This window comes from Rhizobium sp. BK176, from assembly GCF_024808055.1.
Genome location: NZ_JANUBV010000062.1, coordinates 1 through 4,876, shown reverse-complemented (window position 1 = coordinate 4,876; position 4,876 = coordinate 1). Strand labels below are relative to the sequence as shown.

Here is a 4,876-nt window from a genome sequence, read left to right as displayed (position 1 = left end):
GAAAACATCCACCGCCTAACAGAGCCGGATCTCGGTACTGATGCGAGGCCAGCAGTGCAGCAGCCGTCAATGCGCATCGAAAATCGCGCTTACGACTGATTGTCCTGCCGCCTCAATGCTGATGCCCATATCGCGGGAGAGACCAAGGGTGAGAAGGCTGGCCGGGAGGAATTCCGCCGTACCACCTTGAAGGCATTGGCGCAGGTCTGACGTTCATAATGTCATCTCTAAAGTTCTGGTCGTTGAAGGCTAGACGTGGCACCCCGGTGTTTCTATGCTAGAAAAAACGACCTATTTGATAATTCGTCCAAATTCCGGATACAGCAATGAGCGATGCATTGACAGAAATGATGCGAGGGTTGCGCTTGGATGGCGTCGAATACGGGCGATGTCAGCCGTCAGCACCCTGGGCGACAGCTTTTCCAGCAAAGGAAGAAGCGCAATTTCATTTTGTAGCGGCAGGCAGAGCTCATCTGCAATCGCCGAATGGCGAGTGGACCGAAATGCTGCCGGGCGACGCGGTGCTGCTGCCGAGAGGCGACGCTCATGTAATTGCCAGTGAGCCCGGGCTAGATCCGACGCCAGTCGACAGCATGCCTCGCAAACCGGTTTGTGATGGTATTGTCGACTTGCAATGCCCCTGTGCCGATAACAGAAATCTCCTATTCTTTGCGGTCATGCGCTTCAACGTCGACAAGCATCATCCCCTGTTGCAGTTGATGCCAAAGATGATGCGGACAAGTGACCTTGCTGCCAATGAACCATCAATCCCCGCCCTCCTCGAGGCAATGATGCGTGAGGCCGACATGAACCGCGTAGGAGCTGGTGGAATTCTGGCTCGGCTTGCCGACGTCTTGACTGCAACCCTCATCAGAACTTGGGTGGAACATGGGTGCGGAGACGCGACCGGTTGGCTGGCTGCTGTCCGAAATCCAGAGGTGGGCCGCGTTCTCGCCGCTATTCATTTCGATCCGGCACATGACTGGACGGTGGAAGAACTTGCAAGAAAAATGGGGGCGTCACGGTCCGCGTTTGCGGAGCGCTTCTCCAGGGTTGTCGGTGAAACTCCAGCCCGGTATGTTGCTCGAATGCGCATGCATCAGGCTCATCAATGGCTCTTGGAGGGTCAGCGCGTGGGCGCGATTGCCGAGCGTCTCGGCTACGAGTCAGAAGCGTCCTTCAGCCGCGCTTTCAAACGTATCATGGGTGCATCGCCGGTAACCTTTCGAGGAAGGGCTCTGGACTCTTCCCGTCCTCTCAGGCGAGTGGCCTCTTGAACAAAAGGGCGGCACCTCGACCAGCTTGTCTTGTTCGATCCGGCATCACGTTCCCGGCGCCTTTGGTTTCGAACGGCTAACACGGATCATCAGATCCCACATCCGTTGAGAATGCCGGGTTATTCGGCACAATGGCTCACTGTCGTGTGGTCCGTGACAATGGCAGGGGCAACGACGCGAGCCCGGTCGAGCGTAGGCAGCGCCAAGAGATTTGAAGGCTGCATCGTCCCGATTCATCGACCTGTTTCAAAAAACGACCACAGCAAGTCAGTGTTGACCCCAACCTCCCGGTTGGTCGGGCGAGTCTCAGATCCGGTCTGAGTTGCCCGTTAATCAAGCCGCCTTCCAGCCGATGACAGTCACATCCGAGTTTGTCGACAGGCATGGATGAGCCGGGAGGAACAGCCTAACCATCGCGTCGACTGTCGAAACGCCGCTCTGATTGAGTTCCTCGTCGCTCAAATCTGAAATTGCCTTCCGCTGAACCGAAACGACGTCCACCTTCGTTGTTGACCAGAAGCCGCTCGCGGAGCGGATCTCAAGCGGACCTGGTTCAACCGAACAGTATCCAACCCGAACAGCAATTGTTTTGGCGCCACTTTCAACGGACTCCATATGGCTATCCGCTATGATTATGTTTTGCATCATGTCTCCGTTCAGGGCCAACCGCGCATCACAGAAAGGACCGGTGGATCGATCCAGGCAGCTCTAATAAACTGTGAGATGGCGGGCGAAAACCGTAAATCCGGCATAGCAGCTATGCGCGCCACAGACGCGATGTCTCCGGCCAATGTGCTTTTGGCCAGGCAAGAGGACCTCTGCGCTCGGATAAGTCTCGGGCCCCGGAACCGACGGATCCGGCCTGATAGGTTCCCGTTACTGGTGCGTTTCCAGCAGGAAACGGGCACAGGCTGCTCACGTCAGCGTGGTTACTGCTTCAAAGTACGCCAGCGTACGCAACCCGTGGTCAGACCAAGGTCCGATTGCCAACCCCATGTGCAATCCTACTCTCCTTCTATCCTTCATCTCCTGGAAGGATAAGGGAGGCCACTCGGGTGGGGTTGGTATTGGTCGGTGGCCTCCCAGCCACGTCAAACTCCGGATCAGGGCGCCTGAAACGAGTGCTCCAGATGAGATTTTCGGACGCTTCACATGTCAGTTGCAGGCATCTGCGTTTGGTTTCGCCGGGGGCCGCCGTGTTCGGAACCTTTCGGATCGTAAATCATAAGAAAGCGGTCATTGTCTGGAGGCAGTGATGAAAAGCGTCCGAACCATTGAAAGGCGGCGTCGCCAGCGAGGCGAGCAATATTTGCGGCGAACAGTTTCAGCAAAACACGATCTTTAGGCCAGGAAGGCCGAAGTGCTTTTGTCCGATTTGCCCCTCGGCAATCGAGTTCGATCTGCGTACGGTGGCAAAGAAGCGAAAACTTGAAGGCGCCTTGTTTCTCGACGTCGATGCGGCAATCACAGCAGCACTGTACTGGGGCCAAGGGCTGTTTCTCAACAAACCTCCAAACAGCCGACCCGAACCCGGCCAGCGGCTGGAGATTACATGCGAAGCTCGAAAGGCAGTAGCACTTCTTCCGATTCGATAGTGGCCAAACCAACGTCTGCCAATTCACTCATCGGCTCAGGCACCCAGGAGACGTTCCTGCGCCGCGATGATCATCGTGGGAGGCACTTGGACGGTTTCAAAAAGTTCATAGAGAAAGTATTTCAACGACGAAATTTCAACTTCAACATTGGCCGCGAATATGGGATCTCCGGCGGCCCATCTCCTCATGGTGAAAATGGATCGGCCTATAGAGCCGGGCCGTGAAAGAACGTTGGGATCAAAGTGCTTGCTTTCTGCGACGTACCATACGAACAGCCGGACGGCCAGCATCGCCGGCGTTAGCCTTGCGTTGCTCGCAAGACATTTCTCGCTTTCGAGAGCGCTTCGCGACATTACGTCAAGACGGCAAACGTCGAGTCCCAACTCAAGAAGGCGTTGCGACAGTTCCGCTTCACGCGGGTCGGGGTGGGTAAAGTGGTCAGCGAGGTTCATGCTCAAAAGATAGCGCCGGGACACGAAAAGTCATATACCCCTTACCCTCGTCAATTCGGCTAAGGTCATTCTAGAAGACCGGACGAGGGATGCAACCGTAAGCCCGCGCGAACCGAGCCAAGTCCAGATGCGACCTCCGTTTTCATCACAGAACTCACCGAAAGCCAGGCTCATCGGATCGAAGGAGCACCCACTTTCCCTTCAGCTTGTGCGCCTCAATTGCCATTCCCCTGCGACTCGCACTTTTGCGAGTTGCCGCCAGGCTTTTCTTGAGGATTCATCAGGTGCGGCCCGATCGTCGCCATCCTTGTGACACCTTCGGGACCGTGATGGGCGCTGCCCGAACGAAGGACGTACAACATGGCAACTATTCATACTTCACCTCCAGCGAAAATGGCCTAGGTCTTGCCGTTAGTGTCCTTTAGCACCATCGTTTCGGGTTGGGCACGCCGACGTCCGGGTCTGGCGTTTCCGCAGCGTAGCATGGTGTAGCGAGGACAGCGCTTGAGGCGGCGGCGACACAAAAAGCATGTTCACGGGGTGCAGGCTTCGTCCTCCAGCCCTGCGACGTGACGAACGGGAGCGCGCAAGGGGAACCAGGTACGACAGTCGTCGATATCCAGCATGTCAATGCTGAGGCGTTGGGCCCGACTGTTCGGCAGACCAGTCGTTATCTCCATTAATAGCTGGTTGATCCTAACTTCAAATACGTCAACGCCCGCTCGCGCGGCATGGCGATCCGGCCCCTCTCAAAGATTGTATTCGAGCGCTGCCCCAACTGAGGCGTGCGAACACATTGATTACTCAGGTTGATTAGGCTTCTCTTGAAGTGCTACCCTCCACTGATTCATCGCTACACTAGGCATTAGAAATAGGGAAGCAGCTTGCAAGAAGTCGCCATAAACGAAGACGACGCCGGCACCGCCATTGTCGACAACGTGGTTGAGGGCACCCCATTTGGTAATTACTATGGAGTCGACAACGATGCCTTCACCGGTGCGGTGCACGATTCTCGTTCGAGGCTTATCGTCGATTTTTCCTTCATCAAGAATGCGTTCAAGACTCTTTGCCGAGAACAGGGCGTAACTCGGGATCGAAAGGCGAGCGTTGAGATTGCGACGCTTCTTTTGGTATTGGTCAAGGAAGGTGTAGTTGACGAAGAACGATTAACGAGCCTTGCTCGCACGCGATGGGAGGAGATGACAACGGTTGTGAGCGATCGATTTCAAAGCAGCTAATCGATTTCGCAAACCACGCGGACACGCAGAAAAGCCACACCCGGGTTCCAGTGACATGGTGCAACCTCCCTCACCCTTCTGCAACAAAAAGGAAGTGTGATCAGGGGATCGCCGGGCTCCAAAGTAATTTAATCTCCACGCCAGGAGACGCTGGGACATGCCACCGGACTTCGATGGTGTTTTTGTCCCTATGAGGCTTTCGCGATCCTCGCCGACTAGCACTACTTTGGCACTTTAGACCGAGCGATATCGGCAAGGAGCATGTCACAGTGAGGACATCGTCGGGGTGGAGGTCGTGCAAAGAGGTCGAGTAT

4 protein-coding genes are annotated in these 4,876 nt (G+C 55.6%); 2 read left to right on the top strand and 2 right to left on the bottom strand.

Translation table 11 applies throughout. The features are described 5' to 3' along the window. Positions 1 to 326: 326 nt before the first annotated feature. Positions 327 to 1,277 (top strand): AraC family transcriptional regulator, encoded by a 951-nt coding sequence (locus FHT76_RS41150; RefSeq protein ID WP_183758322.1) that lies wholly within the window; start codon positions 327 to 329, stop codon positions 1,275 to 1,277. Between the two features lie 333 nt (positions 1,278 to 1,610). Here the strand turns inward: FHT76_RS41150 and FHT76_RS41145 are convergent, their stop codons facing one another. Then, positions 1,611 to 1,892, bottom strand: a complete 282-nt coding sequence (locus FHT76_RS41145; protein WP_246712862.1) for a hypothetical protein — start codon at positions 1,890 to 1,892, stop codon at positions 1,611 to 1,613. A 1,015-nt stretch (positions 1,893 to 2,907) separates the two neighbouring features. After that, positions 2,908 to 3,324, bottom strand: a complete 417-nt coding sequence (locus FHT76_RS41140) for a hypothetical protein (RefSeq protein ID WP_183865132.1) — start codon at positions 3,322 to 3,324, stop codon at positions 2,908 to 2,910. Between the two features lie 884 nt (positions 3,325 to 4,208). Between FHT76_RS41140 and FHT76_RS41135 the strand changes: the two genes are divergently transcribed. Continuing rightward, positions 4,209 to 4,562 carry a hypothetical protein gene (locus tag FHT76_RS41135; RefSeq protein WP_183865130.1) on the top strand — a complete coding sequence of 118 codons (354 nt, stop codon included), beginning with the start codon at positions 4,209 to 4,211 and terminating at the stop codon, positions 4,560 to 4,562. Positions 4,563 to 4,876: the final 314 nt, after the last annotated feature.